Below are 24,736 nucleotides of genomic sequence, written 5' to 3'. Positions count from 1 at the left end.
CGCCGCTATGAATTAACTACGCGTTGGAGTAGCGTTCGGTTTCCGGCATCCAGCGCTCTATCAGTGCCACGGCCTGTTGCGGATAACGTTCGTGAATATGGCGGGCAATGCGCTGAACTTCCGGGATAATCGCCTGATCGCGCAGTAAATCTGCGACCTTGAATTCTGCCGTTCCGGTCTGGCGAGTACCTAACAGCTCGCCGGGGCCGCGAATCTCTAAATCTTTTTGCGCAATTACGAACCCGTCGTTGCTGTCTCGCAGAACCTGCAGGCGTTTCTGCGCGGTTTTAGACAGCGGTGATTTGTAGAGCAGAACGCAGTGGGAGGCCACCGCGCCACGGCCTACGCGACCACGCAACTGGTGCAACTGGGCCAGACCTAAGCGTTCCGGGTTTTCAATAATCATCAGACTGGCGTTTGGCACGTCCACGCCCACTTCAATCACCGTGGTGGCAACCAGCAGATGCAGTTCACCCTGCTTAAAGGCCGCCATTACCGACTGCTTCTCGGTGGGCTTCATGCGCCCGTGTACCAGGCCAATATTGAGTTCTGGCAGCGCCAGTTTAAGCTCTTCCCACGTCGCTTCTGCCGCCTGAGCTTCCAACAAGTCAGACTCTTCAATCAGCGTACAGACCCAGTATGCCTGACGTCCTTCGTGGGTACAGGCGTTGCGCACGCGATCAATAATATCGCTGCGGCGGGTATCCGGAATGGCGACCGTAGTGACCGGCGTACGCCCCGGAGGCAGTTCGTCAATGACCGACGTGTCGAGGTCAGCATAGGCTGTCATCGCCAGGGTACGTGGAATCGGCGTGGCGGTCATGATTAGCTGGTGTGGGTGGAAACCCTGCTGCTGACCTTTTTCCCACAGTGCCAGGCGCTGATGAACGCCGAAGCGGTGCTGTTCGTCGATGATAACCAGCGCCAGCCCGTTGAACTGCACCTGTTCCTGGAAAATCGCGTGCGTGCCGACAATCATCTGCACCTGACCGCTGGCGATGGCTTCTTGTTGCGCCAGACGCGCTTTACCTTTCTGCTTGCCCGCCAGCCAGCCCACTTCAACGCCCAGTGGCGCGAACCAGTTGCGGAAGTTATTTGCATGTTGTTCAGCCAATAGTTCGGTAGGAGCCATTAGCGCAACCTGCTTACCATGTGCGATAGCCCGCAGCGCGGCCAGCGCGGCAACCAGCGTTTTACCGGAGCCGACATCACCCTGCACCAGGCGCATCATCGGCACATCCAGTGCCATATCGCGTTCAATCTCAGCGGTAACGCGGGCCTGTGCGCCAGTAGGTTTGAACGGCAATGCTGCCAGCAGCTTATCTTTTAGCGCGTTGTTAGCACTTAACGGCTGGGCGTGAAAACGCTGTGCCCCGGCGCGTAGTGCCAGCATGCTGAGATTATGCGCCAGTAGTTCTTCGAGAATCAGACGTCGCTGCGCCGGATGTTGTCCGGTTTCCAGATCGCTGAGTTGCAGCGACGGTGGGGGGCGGTGCAATGTGCGCAGTGCTTCGGGTAGGCTCATCATGCCCTGTAACAGCTCTGGCGGCAGCAGTTCGGCAATGGCGCAGGTATCGAGCAGATCCAGTGCCTGATCGGTCAGCTTGCGCAGCGTGGCCTGCTTCACACCTTCGGTGGTTGGATATACTGGTGTGAGTGTTTCCTGCAATTCTGGCGTGCTGAGATCGCCTTGTACGCGGTATTCCGGGTGAATCATCTCTGCGCCGTATTTCCCGCGTTTGGCTTCGCCGTAGGCCAGTACCCTACGCCCGGTAGCAAGGCTGTTTTTCATCGCTGCGCTGAAGTTGAAAAAGCGCATGGTGAGAATCCCCGAGCCATCGCTGATTTGACAGGTCATCATCCGGCGGCCGCCGAAGGTGATATTGCAGTTCAGCACTTCGCCTTCAACGGTGGCATAGACACCCGGCAGCAGTTCGCCAATTGGGTATAGATGGGTACGGTCTTCGTAACGCAAAGGGAGGTGGAGCAGGAGGTCCTGCACGGTGTGCAGGCCAATTTTCGCCAGTTTACTGCTTTGCGCTGCGCCAACGCCGGTCAGAGAGTTGAGTGGGATGGCATCCAGTAAACGGCCTTTCATCGCGTTTATCTCGCAGATTGCATAGTGGCCCACCACGTTGCATCGGCTTCAATTTCGCCCTGCGTGTTTACGTGAGGGTAGGGAAGACCTTTGCGCTTAGCGACATTCGCCAGCACCGGATAACCGCCTTCAAACAGTAAGCGCTGCTGCTCTTCTTGTGGCAGCATGCTGTTTTCTCGTCGGTACATCCCCGCGTTTTGCCGCTGGCGCTGTGCTTCGTACAGAATCAGCGCGGAGGCGACAGAAACGTTCAGTGACTGCACCATGCCAGTCATGGGAATGATGATGTCCTGATCAGCCAGATTCAACGCTTCCTGAGTGATGCCGGTTTTCTCCTGGCCCATCAGGATGCAGGTGGGGCGCGTGTAATCAATCTCGCGAAAATCCACAGCTTTATCTGACAGATGGGTTGCCAGGACCTGCATGCCCCGGCTTTTTAAATGTGTGACCGCATCGCCAATGGTAAGGTGAGTTTTCACCTGCACCCAACTGTTGCTGCCTGCGGCAGAAGAGGCCATGGTGCGCATACGGCTACCCGGCCAGACGGCGTGGACTTCATGCACGCCAACCGCATCTGCAGTACGAATAATCGCAGAAACGTTATGAGGTTTGTGAACCTGCTCCATGCAGACGGTCAGATCGGGCTGACGACGTGCGAGCATCTCGCGGATACGTGCATAGCGCTGTTCATTCATAAGACTAGTTTCGGTTACGGGTGACTTTTATCACGTCCGGCATGACGCGGATTTTGCGCATGATATTCGCCAGGTGCACACGATCGCGAGCGGTCAGGCGAATAAAGGCGCTATAAACGCGGCCATCTTTCTCTTCCGTATTCAGACTTTGAATATTGGAGGTGGTCGTGTTGATTGCCGCCGTCAGGTTCGCCAGAGCACCCTGGTGGTTAAACATATCCACCTTAATCTCGGTGATGAATTCCTGCTCCGTCTCTTTATCCCATTCCACCGCCATAAACTTCTCTGGCTCTTTCTGGTAGCCACGAATATTACGGCAGGACTCATGGTGGATCACCAGACCTTTACCCGGACTGACGTGGGCAATGATTGGATCGCCTGGAATTGGACGACAGCATTTCGCGAAGGTGATCAGCACGCCGTCAGCGCCTTTGATCGGCAGATGACCATGGCCAGATTGTGCTGGTACGTTCGCTGTTGCTTCGCCCTGCTGGAGGTTTTTCGCTACCACCACGCTCATGGCGTTACCCAGACCGATTTCTGCGAGCAGATCGTCAAGCGTGGCGAGCTTCATACGCTCAAGCTCACGCTGGATGCTCTCTGGGGGGATCTCAGCCAGTTTACGGCTACCGCCCAGGGCATGGTTGAGCAGTCGACGACCCAGACTGACGGAATCATCGCGCTTGAGGTTTTTCAACAGTTGGCGAATCTTGGCGCGCGCTTTCGAACTGACGACGAAGTTTAGCCACGCGGCATTCGGACGTGCGCCCGGCGCGGTGATAATCTCAACGGTCTGGCCGCTAAAGAGCGGTTGTGAAAGCGGGTAAGGCTGTCTGTCGACGCGCGCGCCGACGCAGGCGTGACCGATATCGGTATGCACGGCGTAGGCGAAGTCGACAGGCGTTGCACCGGCGGGCAGTTCGACAATGCGCCCTTCCGGTGTGAAAACATAAATCTCATCCGGGAAGAGATCAGATTTGACGCTTTCAATAAATTCAAACGAGCTACCGGCGCTCTGCTGCAGTTCCAGCAAGCTTTGCATCCAGCGCTGAGCGCGGATTTGCGCAGTGGTGCTGCTTTCGCCGCCGTGCTCTTTGTAAGCCCAGTGCGCTGCGACACCCATCTCTGCCATCTGGTCCATGTCTTCAGTACGAATCTGTACTTCAACCGGGACGCCATGAGGGCCGATCATTGAGGTGTGCAAAGACTGATATCCGTTCGCTTTCGGAATGGCGATATAGTCTTTCACGCGACCAGGGCGTGGTTTGTACAGGCTGTGCATCTGGCCGAGTACGCGATAGCAGGTATCGGAATCATGAACGATGACGCGAAATGCGTAGATATCCATGATAGAGTGAAAACGCTGCTCTTTGAGCACCATTTTGCAGTAAATAGAGTACAGGTGCTTCTCACGCCCGCTTACGCGACACGGAATACCTGCCTCCTGCAAACGCCCTTCGATTTCCGAGAGGATTTTTTGGATCATCTCTTTGCGGTTGCCGCGAGCGGCTTTAACCACTTCTTTAATCACGCGATAGCGGTTTGGGTACAGCGCTTCAAAACCCAGCTCTTCCAGCTCGGTTTTAATGTGATGAATACCTAAACGGTGTGCCAGCGGACTATAGATTTCGAGAGTTTCACGGGCGATGCGGCGACGTTTGTCCGGGCGTAATGAGCCCAGCGTGCGCATGTTGTGGGTGCGGTCGGCAAGTTTGATGAGAATGACGCGGATATCCTGCACCATCGCCATAATCATCTTGCGAAAGTTTTCAGCTTGCGCCTCTTTCTTATCGCGAAACTTAAGCTTATCAAGTTTCGATACCCCTTCTACCAGCTCTGCAACGCTTTTACCAAAAAGCTGTTCCATGTCCTGATAGGTGGCTGGGGTATCTTCAATCACGTCATGCAGCAGCGCAGCCATCAGCGTTTCGTAGTCGAGTTTCATCTCGGCCAGAATGCAGGCTACCGCTACCGGGTGCGTGATATAGGGTTCACCGCTTGAACGTGTCTGGCCCTCGTGAGCGTCACGTGCAACGAGATACGCCTGCCGAAGACGCTTAATCTGGTCTTCCGGCAGGTAGTTTTGAATCAGTTGATTCAGGCTTTCAAACAGATACAAGGGCGACCCGCTTTGTGATTAACGACGACCTTCAGCAATAGCGGTAACGGCTTGTAATTCAGCGGCTTCCTGCTCTTGCTGTTCCTGGCGCTCACGCACGTCGAGGATCTGGTTGTTGATCAGACCTTCTTCGATTTCGCGCAGCGCGATAACGGTAGTTTTATCGTTTTCTTCCGGTACGAGCGGATCCTTTCCGCCTACCTGCATCTGACGAGCGCGACGCGCGGCGACCAGTACCAGGTCAAAACGGTTACCAATTTTCTCTACAGCGTCCTGAACAGTTACGCGTGCCATACTTAAAATGCTCCACAGGTGAAGAAATGACTGGGCATGATACTGAATGTGGGTTCAGTCTGCCAACAGTTTGCTGATTAAAGCGTCATGACGCTGCTTTTGGCGGCTCATGCGCAGACGTTCGGCGCGAATGATGGTTTTCAAATCGCCCAGGGCGGTGTCGAAATCATCATTCACAATAAGATAATCATATTCGGCGTAATGGCTCATTTCTGCAACAGCTTGCGCCATACGTTTCGCGATCACGTCTTCGCTATCCTGACCGCGGCCACGCAGGCGGCGGTCCAGCTCAATCTTAGACGGTGGCAAAATAAAAATACTGCGCGCATGCGGCATTTTTTCACGAATTTGCTGCGCACCTTGCCAGTCGATATCTAAAAAGACGTCTACGCCGGATGCTAATACTTGCTCAATGGTTTCACGCGAGGTGCCGTAGTAATTACCGAAAACCTCCGCGTGTTCCAGGAACGCGTCTCTGCCAATCATGGTTCTGAATTCATCATGGTTCACAAAGAAATAGTGTTCACCGTGCACTTCCCCCGGGCGCGGTGCGCGCGTGGTGTGCGAAACAGAAACCTGGGTGTCATACAACGGTTGGGTCTTTAATAAAGCCTGAATCAGGCTGGATTTACCCGCGCCACTGGGGGCAGAAACAATATAAAGCGTGCCTTGAGCCATGAGTATCTTAATGTATGTGATTGTCGAAAGAGAGCCTACATACGGGCTTATTATACACGTAGCCGCTATGTGACGTAGCCCTTGTCACACTTTTTGCGCATGTTTATTGCGTTTTGCGTACCAGTTTCCTGTTTTATCGGTGATTTGCAGCAATACATGCAAATGTCCGGAAAGCTGTTCGCAGGATGAATTTTTGCCGCTCTGTTTCTATTTCACTTCGCGCTATACCTGCCGGGAAACGTATCGTTCAGCGGAGATAGCATGGGATTATGGAAATGCATAGGGCTGGTTTTACTGGTGTGGCATTTACCTGCGTGGGCGGTATGCCCCGTCTGGTCGCCTGCCAGGGCAAACGAGGAAATTTCACGACTACAGCAGCAGATTACACAGTGGAATGACAGTTACTGGAAGCAAGGGGAAAGTGCCGTAGACGACGGCGTTTATGACCAGCTCAATGCGCAACTAATTCAATGGCAGCGCTGTTTTGGCGATGAAGTCCCACCAGATCTGTCTGTGCCCCCAATAAGTGGCACCGTCTCGCATCCAGTTCCCCACACGGGCGTTCGAAAACTTGCTGATAAGCAAGCGCTACAGCAATGGATGCTCGCTCGCAGCGATCTCTGGGTGCAACCGAAGGTGGATGGTGTGGCGGTGACGTTAGTCTATCGCAATGGCAATCTGGTACGGGCGATTAGCCGTGGTAATGGCCTGAAAGGCGAAGACTGGACGCAAAAGGTTCTGCAGATCCCTTCCGTACCACATTCCACCAAGGGGAAACTCGCTAACAGTACGTTGCAGGGTGAGATATTTTTGCAGCAAGAGGGGCATATTCAGAAGCAGAGAGGGGGAATGAACGCCCGCTCGAAGGTTGCTGGATTAATGATGCGCCAGGGCAATCCGGAAATGTTACGCTCGCTGGCAATTTTTATCTGGGCCTGGCCTGATGGTCCGGCGGTCATGCCTGAAAGACTGGAGCAGCTCACGGCTGCCGGGTTCAGTTACACGCAACGTTATACTCACGCCGTGAAGAATGCGGATGAAGTCGAAAAGTTGCGCGCCAGGTGGTGGAGTTCAGCATTACCTTTTGTGACAGATGGTGTCGTGGTGCGAACGGCAAAAGAGCCACGGGCAAAGTATTGGCTACCCGGGCAGGGTGAGTGGCTGGCGGCGTGGAAATATCCTCCCGTGACGAGGGTATCTGAGGTTACTGGTATTCAGTTCTCCGTTGGTAAAAGCGGGAAAATTGCGGTGGTTGCATTGCTGACTCCCGTCATGCTGGATGATAAACGCGTACAGCGCGTCAATATTGGCTCCGTCCGACGCTGGAATGAATGGGATATCGCGCCTGGCGATCAGATTCTGGTGCGCCTGGCTGGACAAGGGATACCCCGTATAGACGAGGTGGTCTGGCGCAGCACTCAGCGTACTAAGCCAATACCCCCCGAGGGGCGCTTCAATTCATTAACCTGTTTTTATGCTACAGCGGAGTGCCAGGAACAGTTTGTTGCCAGACTGGTCTGGCTGGGCGGCAAAGAGGTGCTGGGGCTGGAGGGGATCGGCGAGGCGGGATGGCGAGAGCTCAACCAGGTGTATCGCTTTGAACATATCTTTTCCTGGCTTGGGTTAACTCAGGAACAGTTAGAGTCTGCACTTGGTGTAATCAAAGGGGAGAAGCTGTGGCATCAGTTCAACCTGTCGCGCGATCTCCCGTTCACACGTTGGGTTATTGCCATGGGAATACCGTTAACACAGGCAACCCTGAATGCCAGTCGGGATGCTTCGTGGCAACAATTGCAGGACCGTGATGAGCAAAGCTGGCGGCAGCTCCCTTTCATGGGGGAACGGCGGGCACGACAGATCATTCAGTGGCTGGAGACCAGGGAGGTCATAGCGCTGAGCAACTGGCTGGCTGCCCAGCGTATTACGGGCTTTATGCCTTAATGACCTTCATGGCGATAATAAAATACTGGCAGGCCTAACTTCAGGCGCAGCGCCAGTAATCGGGCGGTAAAGCCGAAGAGCAGAGTAGAGATAACCACTACATCATGACTGGAGACATAATGCTGTAGCACGATGTACAACACAGCAGCGGCGAATGATACGCCAGCATACAACTCTTTCTGGAACACTAACGGGATGCGTTTGCAGAACATATCGCGTAATACGCCACCGAAGACGCCGGTCGTGACCGCAGCGACCACGGCGATAATCGGTCCATGACCCATATCCAGTGCCACCTGAGCACCGATAATAGAAAAGACCACCAGGCCCAGCGCATCCAGTACGAGGAATATTTTGCGCAGATAGGGCATGACGGGAGCAATAATGGTGGTGAGTACCGCAGCGGTCGCTACGATAATGACGTATTCAGGGTGCTTTACCCAGCCAAGCGGATAGTGGCCGAGAAGAATATCGCGTACCGATCCGCCGCCAATGGCCGTCGCGGTGGCAATGATAATGACGCCAAATGTATCCATACGACGACGCCCAGCAGCAAGCGCACCGGTCATGGCTTCGGCAGTAATACCAATTAGATATAAAACGTGTAACAGCATGCATTCCCCCTGATTTGCTGGGGGCTAAGGTTAACGATTTGTGCGCCTTGTCACGATTGAGATTTTCTAAGGTGAAGTGATTTTAATAACTACAGCTAATGCGGGTTCGCCGAGAATGCGTGGTGATATGCGCTTTGTGTTATGAGCTTTAATAAAGAATGATGAGAAAATATAATTCGAATTGAACAAGGGAGTACCAAAGAGTCGGGAATAATACGTAGCCTCGCCATTTATTGGCGGGCTACGTAGAATGGTTGCTTACTCGATGTTGAATCTGTTTGTTGAGTGGGTGGGTTTATGCCTTATATTTACTGGGTTTCATGCAATACTTTTTTTCATTGTGTACACCCTTGTGTACACGGCTTTTTAAGGTGCTATTCTTTTTTGCTTGTTTTTTAAACTACGAAAAATTCGTAGTCTCCGCAGCCGGCTTTCCTTCACCCCAGCCCCGGTTCCTTATTGTCATTGCTTAATGAGGTCGGTTATCAGACGAAAGCGGGCAAAGTGTGGGTATAACGTATGGAAATGCCAGAGGAGAACCGCTACGAAAATAGCGGCGACCTCAAAACACTAATCGTCTTTTTTATTGTTTAATAGAGGGGAGTTTGCTTGCTTTTCCAATCGCATCATAGCAGGGGTCTTGCTCATAGTTGCTCTGAACGAGCGCTCCAGCTCAATTAAAAGCTTAGCTCTCTCTGTTGGAGAAACCCCTTGTTTTATAAGTATGGAGTTTTGAGCTTCTAAGTTTGCGACTAAAGCGTTATCAATCGGGCTGCCGTGGTCGCGCTGATTGCCACTAGCATTAGGGTTTTTTGACTTCCACTCTTGGTTGGTGTTGCCAAAAATAATTTTGTTGATTAAATCAGCTTCGCTAGCATAAACCCAGCCTTGCTTATCTTTCGGTATGTTACCTAATAGGTGGCTTTGTACAGCATCAGTTTGTAATCTGTAGTTAACTTTTGCCAACTCTCTGTTTATTTGCCACTCAATAGATCCGGCCTGAGACTCCCTCTCCTTTAAGTCCTGGAACTCTTTAATAAGATACAGTTTAAACTCAGGGCTGAGCCAGGAGCCAAACTCAAAAGCTATATCCTTATGGGCATATGTTCCACCATAGCGACCAGCCTTAGCTACCAGTCCTATGGCGTTTGTGGAGTCTATCCACTTTTTAGCAGACATGATGAACCGGTTCGAACCTAGCTCATTTCTAATCTGGTGTAATTCCACCAAATTAAAACTCGGGTTATTGATTTTCTCCCAAACAGTCAAAAATTCTATGGTGTTCTTGTTCTGAAGCCAATTTTTAATCAGTTGATCGCCATCTTCAAACCCTTTGGTCATGTCAGTCAAGCTTATGTAGTCTTGATCGTTAACTGAAGATATTGATATGCCTATATTATTTACTTGAATAACTCTGTTCTTAGCCATTCCCCACCCCAGTTGCTTACATCCGTCATGTATGGATTGAACGATATTGGTCATAGTTATACAGGCCATTTATAAGCAAAGAAAGGGGGGGAAGCCGCACGGAAATCACCGTGACGGTGGAGGGGGCAGCTTCTATTCTGCACTTATCTTCGCGGCGCTGGCTTCTTCCACTGGTAGGCTGGTGCCGTCATCCTCCGGCGGTGCCGTTCTTTAGCTGCGAGCGTTCCCGCAACCCTGCAACGTAACTCCAGCATATCGGCGGCATTCAGCTCATTCCCCTGCAGGCGGGCCAGCTCTTCAATTACCGCCTCGATTTTCTTCTGTTTTAACACGCTATATCTTCCTGCTCTATAGGCTCACCGGCTACGCCCTGAGCATCGTTATAAAAAGCCAGCCCCGGAGGGCTGGAATAACAGGAGCCCGCTGGCACACTTTGGTTTAGTCGGTATCGTCGGCCAGGGCGTACAGTAACGAAGGGATAACCCTCCGCATGGCTGTTTCTTCGGTTTCATCACTCATGAGAGTCAGGGTGTAATCCCGGCACTCGTAAACCACATCATCAGCAGACAGGCCAAACGCGCCACCGGCGATGATCTGCCCGATTTCATCATCAGGCGTTTCAACAATCGACAGCCGGTAGCCGCCGAACGTTACAGGCGGGTTATAGGGGCCTTCGCTTACAAACAGCTCTACGGCCTTAGCGGCCAGTTGAGCGCGTTCGTCCGGGTCCATCCCGGCCACCTTTTCGGCACCCAATGCCATAATGCACTTAATCTCTGCAACGCTCATCTCTACCAGAGCGTTACTCACAACAGTACGACCACCGGATGCCACTACTTTGCTTTTCGCATTCTGAGCACGCGGATCATGGCTGTCACGGTAACGGGCCAGATAAACGTCGCAAGCCTCCTGGTCAATCTTCCCGTCAACCCGCGCAGGGAATCCCTGCTTACTTTCCCAGTTGTAAAATGACCGGCGACTCATGCCGCTGTGCTCGGCGTACTGACTTACTGACATTAACATAACAACCTACCTCGCTGACGGAGTGTGAACCCTTCACACCGACTGTGCACACAAAGTGTGAAGGGTTCACACTTTTTAGACTGAATGTGTAAATCAAACTGTGAATCAAAAATACCGAAACTTCCCGCTATCCCTTGCCACCACTCACAATTAACAAACCAATAACAAAAAGTGATAAGTGTGAAAGTGCGCAAGTGTGAATCAAATTCAAAACCTGTAGCTACAAAAACACTGCGGCGCGCAATGCCCGTGCCTTACAAAAGTCTCAGGAAGGACCCATTTTTGTAAGGCGACGGCGGAAGGCCGCCCAGCCTGAGGCTTTCCCGCGTCTTCTCCAGATGCGGTCCAAGATTGCGAATAGCCTCATTAATGTCGTCAATGGCAGCACTGGCCCTGTCATCAGCAACCAGCTCAAAATCGAATGAATTACTCATACTTCCTCCACCAGCGAATTAACGCTATTCACGATATCGTCAAACGTAACTGGCTCTACAAACTTCTCCAGCGCCGACAGAGCAGCGTTAAAACCAGCCCGATAGCCGTTGGTGTCGCCGTTAATCATGCTGTGCTGGAATGCCGCCATGTTCTGGTCTTCGGCATCAAGGAGCTCCCAGCCAGGATAGGCTTTCTCCATGGCCCGACGGGTAAAACGACTGAGCTGCCGAACGCTGCCCTGCAGTAAGGCGATGGCACGCTGGTGTGGTATCCCTTCAGCGATAAGATGAAGTGCCTGTATCGGGTTTTGTTTGGCCTCTTTTCTCACCGCGATCAGATGTGCATCAGAATGGCGACGTTCAGGGGGTTGCTCGTCTTCAACAGACTGCTGAAGTCGATGCATGTGCTGCATACGGCGCCCGGAAAAGCCATATGCCTGCGCATCGGGCTGCGGCGGATTGAGATGCTGAAAGTTCATAATGCTCACCACCGCACCTCTCAGAGAGAAACCTGTGATTTAAGGTGCTCAGCTTCACGTGCCGGCCCTTCAATCTTGCCATTAACGCGACGGGTATCTCCCGGCAGGCTCACACCAGATGCCCGGATACGATCATTGCGGCGTGCTGTGGCCTGTGCCACTTCCTCCCGGTACTCCTCATCCGCTATGCGGCGAGCATTGACATTGTCAGGCGACATCGGGTCGTACTCGTTTTGCATCTTCAATGTCATGTTGGCTAATGCCTTGACCTCATCCTCTGTCAGAGGCTCTTCCATTTTTTTCAATGCCTTGATAGCGCTACTCTGGGCAGCGCTGTAACCATTTGCGTCACGGTTCTGCGTTGAAAACATCAGCGCCGTTCGGGCTTTCTCTTCGTCGTCCTGAAACTCCCAGGTCGGATCGTTCTCTTCCATAAATTTCTGGGTAAACACAGAAAGCGCCATCGGCGACGATGCCAGTTGCTGCTTTATTTTCTTCGATGAAAGCTTTGTTTCTTTCAGCAAACGAACAGCCAGAACCGGGTTGTTCTTAGCCTCAGTAGACACCGCGACATTGTGACCACGACTGTGCTGGTTTGGGCGATATACCTGAATATCGTCACTATCCTGTTTCAGTGGCTCATTACCGTTATCGGACTCGCCTTTCGTTTTGGTTTTGCCTGACAGATGCGAGAAATCAAACATGGATGGGTTTTCCTCAGAGAGTTGGGGCTGTTTTTTCTTACCTTTCATACCGAACGCTGTTTGCGCCCATGCAGGTAGTTTCATTAGCGGCATTGCTTTCTCCTTTCCGGGCAGCAGAGTTACTTCTTGCCCGCCTCATGCCGGTGGATACCCTGGCGCAAAAGGTGACGCGCCAGCTCCTGAATGCTTGGGGCTGCGCCTACGGTAGAACGTCGGCATTCATCATCCCGGAGGCGCTGTAACCCTTCGAGAATCGGCTGATCAACAAGAATCGGCTTTTTGTTAGTGACTGCCATTTCCTGACCTCCTGATACTGGTTAAACGTACATACTTCTTCTGTATGGGGTTAACTTATGATCAATAAAATAAATCGTCAAGATAAAATATTTTAATTAAAAGGGTTGCGGACTACATGAGGGGGTACTGATTGCGTTACAAAATGGAGGGGAAAGTTAAGTAGCCATTCCTCACCGCTTCTTATTGTATGATACCTCTACCCCACAATAAGGAACCTGCCAGCCATGGGAATGACCAGCCGCAAAAAAGAGATACTCAGCTACTTTGAACCGGATAACCGCGATTGGGTAACAGGTGAGATTGGTGCGCCGCCGTTCGATGTGTCGGGTGTGGCCTACCTGCTTCATGGCATGGTGTCGTTCGATAAACGCCACCAGCTCGAATCCACCCGGCGAACTCTTGAAAGCATGGTTGCCGGGGGGCTACTGGAACGTGTGACAGTGTATGAATCGCGGCAGGTAAAGCATGGCGGTGAAACCAGCGCAACGGTCGTGCGCTACGGTTTACCCGGTCACTGCGCTGTTATGCGCGATACTGGCGGCGCTGATAACGCAATATCAGGCGAATACATGCGGGTCAGTTAAGAACCTGCAATCTGTCGTTAATGTTGTTCAGGTCGTAAACCCGGCGTTCAATATCCAGCATCAGGAAATCGTGGATCTCGGCCTGTTCAGGATTATCAGACTCTCTGGCCTGTAAGAGCAATTCATTGTAACCATGCAATCCCCCCGAATTTTCCGCCGGGGTAGTCCCCCTCCCACGCAAACAGCTAACAGGCTGGATACTGGTATCATGGGTTTGCTTCTCCAGCACAATAAGACAATCCCACCAGTCGCCAAAGTCATACGTGTAAACCAGCTTGTCACCCTCATTCTGGATCGCCGCCCATAGCGGCGTGATTGCCGCATTACCCATGCTTTCACCCTCACCCCATACGCGATACTCGCTACCTAGATCACCTTTACGGCCTTTCTCGAACATATACAGATGTTCGTCATTCCAGCCAAAAGCCAACTGGATCACCGCGTGAAGTTCACTAAAGGGGATTTGCTCTGGAACCAGCACACGCCGCCATATTGGTGGTTTGCTGTCTCGGATGGTTATCTTTAGCTGGTACATGCAAATCCTGAATAAATGCGAATCGGAAGGATAACGATACTGACGCACTCACAATTCTGTAAAGGTGAATAAAGGTAATTTGCTTAATCCGCATAAGTTACATGCGGAATAATCCCGTATCTACCTGCGCGGCGCTGGCTTCCTCCACTGGTAGGCGGGTGATCGCATCATTTCGCGGAACCTGTCGCGCCGCGCTGTATCGGCCTTAATCATGCGCTCCATCTCCCGAACCTCTACCGGAGTAAGCTGGTGGCCTTCATGCTCCAGCTTTGCGGCTGTCAGTGCGGCTATCTGCTGTGGTGTCATGGTTAGCCCTGTTGCGTGGTTTTGAATGGTTGCTACACTACCGGAAAACGGAAATGCGCAGGGGTCTTGCTCGTGTTCACAAACGCCCCTTTGCGGGCGTTTTTCTTCTACGGAATCAGGCCAATGCCTCTGGCTGCGTTTCTCGTTTTACGCTCAATCACGCCCGTGATTCTGTCCACTACCGGCGCGGGTCTCGCCTCATATGGGCTTTGGTTCTGTCCTGAACAGTCCAGTATTTCAACATCGGTGACTATACGGATTGCTAACATGCGCCGCTTTTTTTAACCCTTCGCAGATCCCGCCTTGCTTGCATTGAAACGGATCTCGCTAAACTCAGCTCAAGCCGTGCGATTCTGTCGGCATGTAGCCCCATGAATCCGTTAATCAATGTCATCTCGCGCCATTCTTCTGTTCCCGGCGTCGGATTATTCGCCAGTAATAGCCCGTATCTCTCAGCCAGCATGAGGTTTCTTGCACGATTTCGCACCAGCGGAGAAAGCGCCTCGCCCCCCTCAAATGGGAAGAATGCCCGCCGACTGCGTTCGCCATGCTTGACGGCATTATTATTGCCCAATGGTGCGCCTGCGCCTTTCCGCTTGCCACCCCATCCCGATCTTGATTGTTGGCTATTTTTTTTCATTTAACGGCTCACTGTGCGCATTTTTGTGCGCAAAAACCTTAACAAACCCTAACAATACCTTAATAAAACTGTATATCTAACTTCCGCCATCTACTGCGAACGGATAGCGCCCAAGCCAGAAATATCAAGCCTCTCCACCATTTTGCGAATGCGCAATTCGCGCTTACAAATTACTGCGAATTCGCAATTTCTGTACGCAATGCCACCGTTAGCATTCGTCAGGTAGTGCGCACGTTGAATACGCAGTTTTGCCGCGTACCTGACTGCGTACTGCGAACCAGTGGCGCGAACCAGAATATTTTGGACAATCTAAATCACATTCTGGCTTCCAGCCCGCAACTGGCGCGGGTTTAGCGCTACGAGGGTTTAAGATCCGTCCAGGACAGTCCAGGATTTACATCCGTTCTGGTGCGAACGTTACTGCGAACCATCGCCCCCGCTGGTGGGCTGTCGTTGCTTCTTGCCGCCATTTAACCGGAAGGCATTACCGTTCGGTTGCGCTATCCCCATGCGGTGTTGTGTCTCAGTGACTGCTTTATGCAGATCGTCGTAATCATCGGTTTTCACTGGCGGGCGCTTCACGTTCGTCAGACACGTATCACGTCGCTGCTTTACCCATTCCCGATCATCGTCCTCAGCACAAAGCATCATGACTTCCTGCCAGCGCGTCGCAGCCCTACGATACAGCCCCTTTGCCTCCAAAGCCTCGGCTTTGCTGTCGTTTACCATGTTTATCTCCCTCAGAATGGCGCTTCATCGTCGAATGGTGGGCGCTGGTCAAAATCATCAGGGGTGCTGTATATTTCCCATCCCGGCGCGGGTTGCGTGGTATGGCCTTTGTTGACTTCATTTGTTCTAGCTGCCGCGCCACGCTTTCCGCCCGGCCTTGCTGTCCTCGCACTGATCACGCTGTCGGCTACTACCTGATACCCCTGCTGCGTTCCTCCATCCTTGCCCGTCCACTGATTGACCTGCATTGTTCCGGCAACACTGACTAAATCGCCTTTAACGTGTTCTGCCAGTGCGTCGGCCTGTTTGCCGAATGCCACCACGCCCAGCCAGAAAGTAACCTCTCCGCCCTCTACTGCATGGCAGGGGAGTGCCACCGCTAAACGCCCCATTGCCATGCTGGTTCCGCTGTTCGTCGTTCTGGTCTGGGGATCTGCCACCAGCCGCCCGTAGGCTGAAATTTGTGCTGTCATTGTTACCTCGATTATTAGTTTTGCTAATGAAGATTACCCGGCACTGTCTTATTGTGGGACACCTGCTGATTTTTTTCATAGTAAGCAAAAATAGTGTTGTCTCTGTTGTCTTTGTTGTCTCACGGCTCTACAGGCCGCGCCACGTCTGGGTTTTGCTGAGACAACATTTGCAATTTCGTGTTGTCTCACCCGGCATAAATGTTGTCTCACTGCCTGCCAGACTAAAAACACACTTTCGCCCTGTTGTCTCAAAATGGCTAAATGTTGTCTCGGTGTTGTCTCAGAAATTAAAATAAAATCCTTATAAATCAATGTAACTTACAAATTGAGACAACAAAGACAACTGAGACAACACTAAAACTACGCATGTGAAGAAATATTATTCTTCTGGCTGGCTGCTTTCCTCCGCCATGAAGTTGAGTACATAGACGCGAATCTGTCGCCCATCCTCCCTTACTCGCCCCTGATAGCCTCGCCCGCTCGTTGGTGGTGTTAGCATTCCTGCATTCTTGAGAACTTCGGCAAACTGCCTGACATTAAAACCCCGTGCGATCTCCTGCTCAAATGTTGCCGGGAAGGTGTAGAAAATTATCGGGTCGCCGTCGTGGTTCCCCTTCTTCCTGTACCCGGCTAAATCACGGATGGGTAAATCGCGCGGGTCATAACCCAGCGGCGCGAATCGACTCAGGCCATAGGCATTTAAAAATGCCTCCGCCTGCTCGATGATCTGCTGGTGCTCTTTGTTCCCCGTGCCGAACTCTTTTAGCCATGCGTTATAGGCGTGCTGTATCGCATCCCGGCACGTTTGAGCATCCCAGCCAGTAACCACGCCACCCATCAGTAAAGCGGCCTCCAGAATGGCGAACCTCGCCCCTACACGGTGAACCTGTTCCCCATAGTCGGCAGGGATTAGACTGCGCCAGCGGGCCTCACACTCACGAACGGCATCAATCGCCTGCTGCTGGTGGTCTGAAAGCCATCTGATCCACTCCCTCCCGGCAGCGCCATGATGGTGCTGATAAGCATCTTTCAGCGCGTCGGCGTGTTCTTTCCCTGTCTGGTGCTCATGAAAGCGCACCGCCTTACTTAACGGGATATTCAGCAAGCGCACCAGTTGCCCCGCTTTTGTCTTGCGTCCTGCGGTGGCTATGAAGGTTTCTAAGTCCATTTCCCCGGTGCTGATTGCCACGGTGCGCCAGCGTTTCAGATCCCGGTTGCCGCCTTCCTTTGCTCCCTGCAATTTCCCCACGCCGTTAAAAAGAGCATAGGCAGACTGTGAAACGCTTACCGGGTCTGCGCCCTGTCCGACTTCATCCAGTGGCATCAGCCCGTCATTGTGGGCGGCGGCCTCGTTTATCAGCCCCAGCGCCGTGCCGTACCACGTCAGGCGCAAGGCATCAGGGTTGCCGTATAGACTGCTCGCCACGTTCTGCGTGGTTGTTTTCCCGGCGCTCGATTGCTCATAAAAATGAATCCCGAATCCGTCACGATCTGCCAGCCCGATTAACGGTGCTGCCAGTGCGGCGGCAATGCCTGTCATCATCGCGTAGTTACCGTATGCCAGCCGCGCAACACTATTGCGCCAGCTTTCCGACGTTCCTGCTACGGTATACCCGGCAGCGGCTGAACTGCGCCCGCTGAACAAAACAGGCCGCTCAGGTGTGCCGATGATTTCCCCGTCCGGCATGATGTATGCCCCGCACTGCCAGCCTGTAGCATGAGCAACGCGCCACAATTCACGCGAGCCGCTCCGCTGTAGCCAGTCTGCAAGAATCGCCCGTAGGCTGTTTTTCGTGGTGACGTTGACGCCCCCAGCTTTCAGAGTGCGCCAGCCTTCACGCTCGCCAATATCAGCCAGCGGAATAGCTGCGGTCGTTGCGGTATCTGCGCCAAATGCCGCCCATCTGATTATCAAATACTGATCTTTATCGTCGCGCCCGGTTCCGATAACGTCCATCGGTGAGGCCAGCCAGCTTTCATTGTTGATAATCTCCCCGCTTTCCTTGTCCGCCTTCGGCGTTACCCAGAAAACGCCATCTTTGCGGCTCTCAATGTGGGGTTTTAGTGGGTCTTTCTCTGGATGGTCAGTTTTACCGCCCTCAATGGCCTGCAATCGTGGTTTCACGGCTTCCCCCTGAATCTGGTACATCGAATCGTTAAACGCAGCCGTAGCGACTTCCAGCCCGTTTTGCTGGTGGTGGTCGTTCCAGTCGGCTTTGTAGTCTGTCGGTGGCATTGATACCCAGCCAGCCACGGATAAGGCGGCTTTCTCTGCGGCATCTTTGCCCGTGTTCGCCTGTTCGTCCTGCTGGTGGTCGTTATCTGCGGCAATGATAATTTGCGACTGCGGGTGTTTCCGGCGCATTACTCCGGCAACGTGGATCAGGTTCCCGGCGTCAATTGCCGCCACTGTAAGCGCGTCCGGGCGCATCAGGTGAACGGACAGGGCCGTCGCCAGCCCCTCGGCAATTAAAACGCTCTGCGGCGATTCTGGCGCGTTTACGGCGTGATATGCCCCGCGCTTTGCTGAACCTGTCAGGAGTCGCTTCTCTCCCTGCGGTGTAATGGTTTGCGCTGCTGCCACTGCGCCGGATTCGTCCACCAGCTCCAGCAATAACGAACCATCCGGCATTACCGGATATTTAAACCCGGTCAGCCCTTTTGATTGCAGGTAATCAGATTCGCCCTGTGTGGCACTCTGGCGCATTCCGGCATACAGACGGGCAAACGTAGCCCTTCGCTGCTCTGCATCCTCTGCTGCCTGTTTCTGGCGCTCCTGCTCACGCTGCTGGCGGTCAGCTTCCAGTTGCTCTCTTCTATGGCTCGCTGCCACCGGGTCGGTTTGCGCTGCCCGGTAATCAATACCCAGCACATCAGCGGCAAGCCTCGCCGCCTCCGTAGTGTCGCAGTTGTTAACCCGCTTGATTAAATCCAGCCCGTCACCAGCGCCACACTGGTTGCAGATAAAGCTACCGCGCCCGTTGTCGTCGAATCTGAAACGGTCTTTTCCACCACATGCAGGGCATGGAGAATGGCGGCGCGATGAATCAGGCACGTCGATAGACAATCCAGCCAGCACATAAGGCCAGCGCCCGGCGGCGGCACTGGTCACTTCGCGGATAAGGTCGATATTACGCATGGTTGCCCCCTGCCACGGTCGCGCCCATGTCTTTAACCATGCTTTGCCATATCTCGCGCCCGACGTCAGTCAATCCGTCCTTAGTGACGCAACGCTCAAGAAGCGCGATCCCCACGGTTTCCCACTGCGGGTAGGACACTTTCATGGCTGCCAGTGTGTAGCTATCGATCAGCAGCAGAATCCCGCTTTCACCGTCAGTTACCGCCACGTGGACGATCTGCCCGTTCACTGGTAGGGAAAACCACTCACCGCCATTCTCCTGGCGCAAACGCAGAAGAACAGCAGCAGCAAACTCGTTAACCAGCATGGTCAGGCGCGCATTATGGGCTGTACGCTTCACTTGGTTTCCTCCGGCGGGGTGACGGTATATCCGCAGCGTCTGAGGAACTGGACCATACCTGCAGGAGTGATCAGCACTTCCTCTTCAGAAAGTGGGCGAGTGGACGCTAGGCCGTTACTGGTATAGAGCTGCCAGCGGCCACCAGCCGGGAAGCTGGCAACGGTCGCAGCATCAGCGCGACGCACGAGATCGTAAATGTGGTTCATTCGCCGAACCCCGCATTGTTCAGGTTATCCCAGACGGTATTGGCCAGCCGGCGGCTGAGAGAAAGCAGCGTTTTGAGGTCGGTTTCATCCACTTGGTCACAAACCATTTCAGTGGCAACAAGCAGCGCGCAAAGCTCCGTGGTGGTTTCAATCGTGTTCTGTCGTTCGGTTCTGTTCACGCTGCCACCTCCAGACGGATACGGCCTGCAAAGAAACAGACGTGATCCCGCGCCAGAGTGCGGCGGGCTTCGTGTTCGCTTTCGGCAGCAATGTGATAGATTTTGGCGGTAATTGTCGGCATATCGCGGCGAACGGCTGCGATTAACCAGATAAATTGTGGATTTTGGGTATGGGTAGTAGCCAGCATAGCGGCAGCCTCTGTGGAATGATGTATATAATCACCACCAAAGACGCCAATCGCTGGTGGTGAACTGAACGAGGTTGGCGTACCGGCTTCCACAGATACCGGCGCATCTTTCGATGCCCTCGCCCAGCCCACCATTGAAGGATGTAGCCGTGCGACGCACACAAAAAAACCGCATTTAGCGCGGTTGTGCGCTGTGGATAATTGCAGGACGCCAATCCCGGCACCAGATTTTGCTGGTGCGCTATAACCATAAACCGGGTTGGCGATAATCAGCAAGCCCTTTTTTATGGACTCCAGAAACTCACCTTCGCGTGCGCGCGTACTGTTGCATAAATTTCCTGCATCTAGTGGTGATGTCAGAAAAATATTCCCGCCTCGTGTAGTGATGATGGAAAAATCTTCCTCGCGTAGTGACCCCCAATAAATCTTCGTGCGCGTACTGGTCTCGAAACTCTCCTCGTCACCACGACGAGAAAATGAGGAGCTGGCATTAGCTGGCACTGTTATGCCAGCTTTACCCTCATGCGTGTGCGCGATCCCGCGCAAGGTACACATCAGGCCAGCCAGGGGAAAGGCTTTATTCTGGACGGCGGCATTAAGCATGATTAGCCCCCAGATGTTTAGCTAACCAGCGCTGAGAGAGGCGGATTAGCTCGGCTTTACGCAGGTCATATCCCATACCCATATCAATCAGCGTAATGTTGGTACTCTCCAGGTAGGTGAGGTGTTCCAGTTGCCAGGCGTTCATGCTGTCGCGTGGTTCGCCAGTAATGCTATTCGCCTGCGCCCACTGCTTCGCCGTCATGCCACCCAAAACAATGCGGGCGATCATGTTGCTCTCGTTGCTGTAGTGGCGAGCCTGCGTCTGTTTACCCTGTTCTGCGCGGGCGCTTTCCAGTGCTACGCACATCGGTTTAAACAGGTTGGCGGCACCGATGCGGGCTTTGAGCTGGCGGCGATACTGAGCGGCAATCTCTGGCACGCTGCGCTGTAGGGCTTCTTCACACTGAATAAAGTAACGGCGAACGGCGCGACCTTGTTCGTTTCGCTCAACCATTGCCAGTTCTTTAGCCATTCCCAGAGAAAGGCCATAATCTTTACTGCGACGGTCGCCGCCACGCTTTGTCACCCATCCGGGGCTACCCTGTTCAAAATTTGAACTTTGATTCCTGAAATCTGAGGAATCAAAAACCACGTAATCAGCACTCAGGCTAAAGCCATATTCATCAATGCGTAGTTTTATCCAGGTTGAAAAGTCGTTACCTACTCCAAGCGCTGTATGCAGTGCCTTAGCACTAACAATACTGGCCTCACGCCCGCCAATTTGACCGGAAATAACGGGAACAATAGCGGCAAAGTCATTAGTGCTATATTCGCCCTGGTTAACGCTGGATTGTGGGGCGGCCTCCGAATTGAATCGGCTTTTTTCGATAGTCATGTTTTCGGCTCCGTTATGCGGCGTTAAATGCGTCCGGGTAGAGGTTCAGAATGTCGGCAATATCCTGCTGAGATAGCCCGTGATGTTCATTAATGGCGGCATTATGGTTCACAAGTTGGATCACCTTGAGAACGTCGCCACGGCAGGAAAAGCGGTAGCGCAGGTGTGCGCCGATACCATCCGGGTTTTTCTCGTCGATACGCTCTAGTTGAATATCAAGCTGGCGCTCCAGTTCAGACGCATAATTACGCCAGGATGAAAGACGGCAGTAGCGCAGAATATCATTTTCTGTCCATCCCTCTACGCCAGTGCGCAGCATGTAGACGCGGTCGCGGTGCTTCTTCGGTGTGCGGCGTGGCGCTTGTGTGGTGGGCGCTGGTGGCGTAACATCAGATCCGCGAATATCTATGTTGTTAGCCGCCTGCTGTCCGGGGCGGTTTTCTTTTTTCATCAGGCCACCTTTCCCCGACGCTCTGCCAGCCAGTTGTTAATCTCTACCGCATCAAAAGCGGTCACGTTATTGGTGAGTTTCACCGGGCGTGGCAACGTGCCGTTTTTAACCCATCGATCAATGGTTGGCATTGATACCCCTAACAACGCCGGCATGCGAAAGCGGCGGATATACCCAGTGGTAGGAATGGCTGATTGTGTCGTTTGACTTGGCATCATATGCTCATTAACTCCCTTGATAGCTGCTGAAGTTATGCGCAGTTTAGTGGCTATTTATCCAGCTATTCCAGTGAAAATGGATTCTTTTGAAAGATCTACCATTTCCATTAAAAAACAGCATTTCCATTGAAAAAAACACATTCCGATAATCTCTCGCATTCCTCCGAATAAACAGCACCTTGAGTTAACGCATAACCCCGTGATTTATCAACTTTTTACATCTTTTCGCATGCGTTACTCTGTTTTGGTATGTTTTGTTATGTATTGATTTACATGTCTTTATTTGGCTTCAAATGACTCACTATGACGACTTATGGAGAGCACAGGACAACACGAAACGACACAGAACGACGCGCGTTGACACGAAATAAAGAATTGCGAACTGGCACGGGCTGGCACGGAAGGTAACAGCGGGAAACGACACGCTCTATAGCGATCTATATCGATTTTATCTCATGGTGGTTATAGTCAGGTGTAGCAGGGGAGGTAGTTGATAACTGGCGCCACGCCATTAATGATCCCTTGAATCTGTTTAATGGCGTGGTTGATTTCTTAATCGAGGTTATGGATTGCTAACAAAGCCTGCTTTGCTTTTGCCGCAAAAGCAGCTCTGCTTATCCCTTTTTTTGAAATACCTTCACACTCTAATAAATCAAGCACATCCTTATAGATGGCCGTCACATTAGGCTTGCCTGAGTTAATATAGGAGGATGCTCCAGATTTTTTTACCAGCAACTGGATGATCACGCCCATCATCTTCATTGTTCCGTCTTCCTCATCCTGTTTGCGGTGCTGGCCTCGCCCGCTGCGATTCGTGTCTTTGATGTAGTTCACAAGATGCAAGCCACCCAAATTGCGGGCTTTTTCCTCCCAGCCTTTTGTTCCACGCAAATCGTCGATAGCCTCTGTAACTTTTTGCGTAATTATCTCGGGCGTACTTTCTTCAATAAATGGGAAAGCAGCTAAGAGAATATCCAGAGCGTTACAGGCCTCGTCAGTAGATATTTTTTTATCCCTGTGTACCTTTAGTGCTCTAGCTATTGCCCTTCTGGTGTGATCAACGTAATCAAAATGCTCTTCGGGAACGTCACTTATTCGAGTTAAAGGGTTCAACCCAGCAAGAGCCAGCGCCATCTCTTGCGGGGTTATTGAGACAGACACACAAAGCCTTTCGATAGGTGATTTTCTAAGGATATCTTTCATACTTTCCTTCGCTCTAAATCAAACGGCATTACGTTATAATCTCCCCCACTTTCCAGAGCCACCAGCAGATTCGCCCACCGTGCCAGCGCCGCTTTCCGCTCATCAAAGTATTGATGCCGGTTATAGATGCCCTCTATCCCCGGTATTTTGTGGTTAAGGCATCTTTCAGCCACTACGGGATCAACGCCCAGCGCGGCTAAATGGGTGCGGGCTGTGCGCCGGAAGTCGTGAATAGTAAAATTCGGCACGTCCGGCATTTCAGCGCGAACCTTAGCCAGTGCTACGGGTAAAGTGCTTTCCTGAATATGTGGGATCATGCGGTTTTGCATCTTTCTGGCTGGCAGTACCCATGCGCTGTTGCATGAGAACGTTTTAAGCTCTCTCAGCCATTCGACGGCTGGCGGTGCTAATGGAATGTCTATAGCGTCGCCGTTTTTGCTGCGTTCCTCTGGTAAATGCCATACGGCTTTATCAAAATCGAACTCCTCCCAGCGGGCGGCGCATAACTCCATTTTGCGGACGCATAACGCTAACAGTAATTTGAACGTGATTTCGTTCTGACGGCTGAATCCCTTAGCCATACGCATAGCCTGAAACAGTCGGATTAGTTCGCCACGTGTTAACCAGCGGTCGCGGGAAACTTCTTTCCCTCCAGCGTCGGCAACCTCAAAGGCTGAACACGGGTTAATCTCCAGTGCGTGCCGCTTAATGCCGTAGTCAAATATGCGGCGTGTCCAGCGCAGAACGTCCGTTGCTATGGTCGGCGCTCCACGGTCAACAATACCTTTCAGCATGTCATCGATATGGCGCGGCTTCACGTCCTCCACCTTCATGCTGCCAATGCAGGGGTTTATATCTTTGTCGATACGGCGGCGGAGTATATCGGGGTGCTTCCAGCGCGGGAGGATCTGACGCTCAAAGTATTCAGCGGCAAGCTCTGAAACGCGCATAGCGTTCTTCTCTGCTTCCATCTTCGCCAGTGCTTCTGCTTTCCGTTCCTGCTTCTCTCCTGCAACGTCATAGCCCAACGCAACGCGAGCCGATAGCTCTTTGGCTGTCTCTCTGGCCTTTGATAGTGATAGCTCGGCATATGAGCCGATAACCATTGCTCGCTGCTTACCTGCGAATTTATAGCGAAAGCGCCAGAAAGGGACTGTGTAGTTTTTGGGGTAGCAAATATAAAGGCCGTTGCCATCGGCCCTTCCTTCAAATCTATCTCCGGCCTTTATCCATGCGCGGATCTGCATGTCTGTAATCTTTGGCATTGCGAATACCTGAACATTGAATGGGGGTGTGTACATAA

General features: G+C 52.5%; 29 protein-coding genes. 2 read left to right on the top strand and 27 right to left on the bottom strand.

The window, feature by feature from the left end; translation table 11 throughout:
• Positions 1-16 precede the first annotated feature (16 nt).
• Genes recG through gmk form a run of 5 tightly spaced genes read right to left on the bottom strand, consistent with a single transcriptional unit; the run spans position 17 to position 5,884 of the window.
• Positions 17-2,098 (bottom strand): ATP-dependent DNA helicase RecG, encoded by a 2,082-nt coding sequence (gene recG / locus ACHHZ7_RS12700; protein WP_060682970.1) that lies wholly within the window; start codon positions 2,096-2,098, stop codon positions 17-19.
• A 5-nt stretch (positions 2,099-2,103) separates the two neighbouring features.
• Positions 2,104-2,793: a tRNA (guanosine(18)-2'-O)-methyltransferase TrmH gene (trmH, locus tag ACHHZ7_RS12695; RefSeq protein ID WP_048237018.1), complete on the bottom strand. Its 690-nt coding sequence runs from the start codon at positions 2,791-2,793 to the stop codon at positions 2,104-2,106.
• 4 nt (positions 2,794-2,797) lie between these two features.
• Complete coding sequence (gene spoT, locus ACHHZ7_RS12690) at positions 2,798-4,912, bottom strand: bifunctional GTP diphosphokinase/guanosine-3',5'-bis pyrophosphate 3'-pyrophosphohydrolase (protein ID WP_003024038.1); 2,115 nt, start codon at positions 4,910-4,912, stop codon at positions 2,798-2,800.
• An 18-nt stretch (positions 4,913-4,930) separates the two neighbouring features.
• Positions 4,931-5,206 carry a DNA-directed RNA polymerase subunit omega gene (gene rpoZ, locus ACHHZ7_RS12685; RefSeq protein ID WP_000135058.1) on the bottom strand — a complete coding sequence of 92 codons (276 nt, stop codon included), beginning with the start codon at positions 5,204-5,206 and terminating at the stop codon, positions 4,931-4,933.
• 54 nt (positions 5,207-5,260) lie between these two features.
• Positions 5,261-5,884, bottom strand: coding sequence for a guanylate kinase (gene gmk, locus ACHHZ7_RS12680; RefSeq protein WP_003024042.1), 624 nt, complete (start codon positions 5,882-5,884; stop codon positions 5,261-5,263).
• 261 nt (positions 5,885-6,145) lie between these two features.
• Here gmk and ligB point away from each other — a divergent pair, with 261 nt between their 5' ends.
• On the top strand, positions 6,146-7,825 hold the full coding sequence (ligB, locus tag ACHHZ7_RS12675; protein WP_057066882.1) for an NAD-dependent DNA ligase LigB: 1,680 nt from the start codon (positions 6,146-6,148) through the stop codon (positions 7,823-7,825).
• Here the strand turns inward: ligB and ACHHZ7_RS12670 are convergent.
• The 8 genes from ACHHZ7_RS12670 to ACHHZ7_RS12635 all read right to left on the bottom strand — a co-directional run bounded on the left by ACHHZ7_RS12670 (position 7,822) and on the right by ACHHZ7_RS12635 (position 12,803).
• Entirely contained in the window at positions 7,822-8,439 is a 618-nt protein-coding gene (locus ACHHZ7_RS12670) for a trimeric intracellular cation channel family protein (protein WP_003024049.1), read from the bottom strand. The two genes, ligB and ACHHZ7_RS12670, sit on opposite strands and share 4 nt — an antisense overlap.
• A gap of 570 nt (positions 8,440-9,009) precedes the next feature.
• Complete coding sequence (locus ACHHZ7_RS12665; RefSeq protein WP_112924558.1) at positions 9,010-9,867, bottom strand: KilA-N domain-containing protein; 858 nt, start codon at positions 9,865-9,867, stop codon at positions 9,010-9,012.
• Positions 9,868-10,010: 143 nt separating this feature from the next.
• A complete protein-coding gene (locus ACHHZ7_RS12660; protein WP_220402560.1) occupies positions 10,011-10,199 on the bottom strand; it encodes a hypothetical protein in 189 nt (62 codons plus the stop codon).
• A 106-nt stretch (positions 10,200-10,305) separates the two neighbouring features.
• Positions 10,306-10,890 carry a hypothetical protein gene (locus tag ACHHZ7_RS12655; RefSeq protein ID WP_126855302.1) on the bottom strand — a complete coding sequence of 195 codons (585 nt, stop codon included), beginning with the start codon at positions 10,888-10,890 and terminating at the stop codon, positions 10,306-10,308.
• 254 nt (positions 10,891-11,144) lie between these two features.
• Positions 11,145-11,324 (bottom strand): hypothetical protein, encoded by a 180-nt coding sequence (locus tag ACHHZ7_RS12650; RefSeq protein ID WP_136391349.1) that lies wholly within the window; start codon positions 11,322-11,324, stop codon positions 11,145-11,147.
• Positions 11,321-11,803 (bottom strand): hypothetical protein, encoded by a 483-nt coding sequence (locus ACHHZ7_RS12645; protein ID WP_395149117.1) that lies wholly within the window; start codon positions 11,801-11,803, stop codon positions 11,321-11,323. Before ACHHZ7_RS12645 ends, ACHHZ7_RS12650 begins: the two co-directional genes overlap by 4 nt.
• Before the next feature lie 20 nt (positions 11,804-11,823).
• Positions 11,824-12,600: a hypothetical protein gene (locus tag ACHHZ7_RS12640; RefSeq protein ID WP_225383613.1), complete on the bottom strand. Its 777-nt coding sequence runs from the start codon at positions 12,598-12,600 to the stop codon at positions 11,824-11,826.
• A 26-nt stretch (positions 12,601-12,626) separates the two neighbouring features.
• Positions 12,627-12,803 carry a hypothetical protein gene (locus ACHHZ7_RS12635; RefSeq protein ID WP_164881501.1) on the bottom strand — a complete coding sequence of 59 codons (177 nt, stop codon included), beginning with the start codon at positions 12,801-12,803 and terminating at the stop codon, positions 12,627-12,629.
• 225 nt (positions 12,804-13,028) lie between these two features.
• Between ACHHZ7_RS12635 and ACHHZ7_RS12630 the strand changes: the two genes are divergently transcribed.
• Positions 13,029-13,388, top strand: a complete 360-nt coding sequence (locus ACHHZ7_RS12630; protein ID WP_136391351.1) for a hypothetical protein — start codon at positions 13,029-13,031, stop codon at positions 13,386-13,388.
• On the opposite strand, the gene ACHHZ7_RS12625 is transcribed toward ACHHZ7_RS12630, so the two are convergent.
• The 14 genes from ACHHZ7_RS12625 to ACHHZ7_RS12560 form a co-directional block, all read right to left on the bottom strand.
• Entirely contained in the window at positions 13,381-13,923 is a 543-nt protein-coding gene (locus ACHHZ7_RS12625) for a plasmid pRiA4b ORF-3 family protein (RefSeq protein WP_136391352.1), read from the bottom strand. The two genes, ACHHZ7_RS12630 and ACHHZ7_RS12625, sit on opposite strands and share 8 nt — an antisense overlap.
• Before the next feature lie 568 nt (positions 13,924-14,491).
• Positions 14,492-14,869, bottom strand: a complete 378-nt coding sequence (locus ACHHZ7_RS12620) for a hypothetical protein (RefSeq protein WP_060682968.1) — start codon at positions 14,867-14,869, stop codon at positions 14,492-14,494.
• A 417-nt stretch (positions 14,870-15,286) separates the two neighbouring features.
• A complete protein-coding gene (locus tag ACHHZ7_RS12615) occupies positions 15,287-15,598 on the bottom strand; it encodes a PerC family transcriptional regulator (protein ID WP_060682967.1) in 312 nt (103 codons plus the stop codon).
• 11 nt (positions 15,599-15,609) lie between these two features.
• Positions 15,610-16,071, bottom strand: a complete 462-nt coding sequence (locus ACHHZ7_RS12610; protein ID WP_060682966.1) for a single-stranded DNA-binding protein — start codon at positions 16,069-16,071, stop codon at positions 15,610-15,612.
• A 379-nt stretch (positions 16,072-16,450) separates the two neighbouring features.
• Positions 16,451-19,210 carry a DUF927 domain-containing protein gene (locus ACHHZ7_RS12605; RefSeq protein ID WP_196531169.1) on the bottom strand — a complete coding sequence of 920 codons (2,760 nt, stop codon included), beginning with the start codon at positions 19,208-19,210 and terminating at the stop codon, positions 16,451-16,453.
• Entirely contained in the window at positions 19,203-19,550 is a 348-nt protein-coding gene (locus tag ACHHZ7_RS12600) for a hypothetical protein (RefSeq protein WP_395149116.1), read from the bottom strand. Before ACHHZ7_RS12600 ends, ACHHZ7_RS12605 begins: the two co-directional genes overlap by 8 nt.
• Positions 19,547-19,756 (bottom strand): hypothetical protein, encoded by a 210-nt coding sequence (locus ACHHZ7_RS12595; RefSeq protein ID WP_112924549.1) that lies wholly within the window; start codon positions 19,754-19,756, stop codon positions 19,547-19,549. The genes ACHHZ7_RS12600 and ACHHZ7_RS12595 overlap by 4 nt, the downstream gene beginning before the upstream one ends.
• Positions 19,753-19,935, bottom strand: coding sequence for a hypothetical protein (locus tag ACHHZ7_RS12590; RefSeq protein ID WP_112924548.1), 183 nt, complete (start codon positions 19,933-19,935; stop codon positions 19,753-19,755). Before ACHHZ7_RS12590 ends, ACHHZ7_RS12595 begins: the two co-directional genes overlap by 4 nt.
• Complete coding sequence (locus ACHHZ7_RS12585; RefSeq protein ID WP_225383624.1) at positions 19,932-20,726, bottom strand: host cell division inhibitor Icd-like protein; 795 nt, start codon at positions 20,724-20,726, stop codon at positions 19,932-19,934. The genes ACHHZ7_RS12590 and ACHHZ7_RS12585 overlap by 4 nt, the downstream gene beginning before the upstream one ends.
• Positions 20,719-21,561 carry an antA/AntB antirepressor family protein gene (locus ACHHZ7_RS12580; protein WP_063158239.1) on the bottom strand — a complete coding sequence of 281 codons (843 nt, stop codon included), beginning with the start codon at positions 21,559-21,561 and terminating at the stop codon, positions 20,719-20,721. Before ACHHZ7_RS12580 ends, ACHHZ7_RS12585 begins: the two co-directional genes overlap by 8 nt.
• A gap of 13 nt (positions 21,562-21,574) precedes the next feature.
• Positions 21,575-22,012: a hypothetical protein gene (locus tag ACHHZ7_RS12575; RefSeq protein ID WP_395149115.1), complete on the bottom strand. Its 438-nt coding sequence runs from the start codon at positions 22,010-22,012 to the stop codon at positions 21,575-21,577.
• A complete protein-coding gene (locus tag ACHHZ7_RS12570) occupies positions 22,012-22,230 on the bottom strand; it encodes an AlpA family transcriptional regulator (RefSeq protein WP_252991533.1) in 219 nt (72 codons plus the stop codon). The genes ACHHZ7_RS12575 and ACHHZ7_RS12570 overlap by 1 nt, the downstream gene beginning before the upstream one ends.
• Before the next feature lie 552 nt (positions 22,231-22,782).
• Positions 22,783-23,433: a hypothetical protein gene (locus ACHHZ7_RS12565; RefSeq protein WP_032421644.1), complete on the bottom strand. Its 651-nt coding sequence runs from the start codon at positions 23,431-23,433 to the stop codon at positions 22,783-22,785.
• Positions 23,430-24,698 carry a tyrosine-type recombinase/integrase gene (locus ACHHZ7_RS12560; protein WP_395149114.1) on the bottom strand — a complete coding sequence of 423 codons (1,269 nt, stop codon included), beginning with the start codon at positions 24,696-24,698 and terminating at the stop codon, positions 23,430-23,432. Before ACHHZ7_RS12560 ends, ACHHZ7_RS12565 begins: the two co-directional genes overlap by 4 nt.
• Positions 24,699-24,736: the final 38 nt, after the last annotated feature.

The sequence above is a fragment of the Citrobacter freundii complex sp. 2024EL-00216 genome (assembly GCF_043945515.1).
GTDB lineage: Bacteria > Pseudomonadota > Gammaproteobacteria > Enterobacterales > Enterobacteriaceae > Citrobacter > Citrobacter portucalensis.
Note: the sequence above shows the minus strand (reverse complement) of the source record. Positions and strands in the feature narration are given on the sequence as shown.